Source organism: Blautia sp. AF19-13LB, from assembly GCF_003479105.1.
GTDB classification, from domain to species: domain Bacteria; phylum Bacillota; class Clostridia; order Lachnospirales; family Lachnospiraceae; genus Fusicatenibacter; species Fusicatenibacter saccharivorans.
In genome coordinates this window covers 1-239 of record NZ_QUGO01000080.1, presented here as the reverse complement: position 1 = coordinate 239, position 239 = coordinate 1, and the positions used below count along the sequence as shown (strand labels likewise).

Below are 239 nucleotides of genomic sequence, written 5' to 3'. Positions count from 1 at the left end.
CAGGAACACCCGGAGGTTGCCCGGTATGAGAAAGCCGCCGCCTACCTTGCCAAGCACCCGGACGATAAGGACAGCACCCAAAAGGAACTGCAACAGGAGCAGGAAAAACTTCTCAGCGAAATCGCAGAGCTGAAAGTACCGCTGACAGAGGTGCAGGAGGATTTGAAGAAGCTGCGGGATATCCGCTACTGGGTACGGAAAGCCACACCCGGCACAGAGGAAAGCAAAGAGCCGCCCAA

Annotated in this window: 1 pseudogene; it reads left to right on the top strand. The window is 56.5% G+C overall.

The features are described 5' to 3' along the window. Positions 1-239: pseudogene (locus DWX32_RS20415) on the top strand (MobQ family relaxase); the annotation flags it as partial.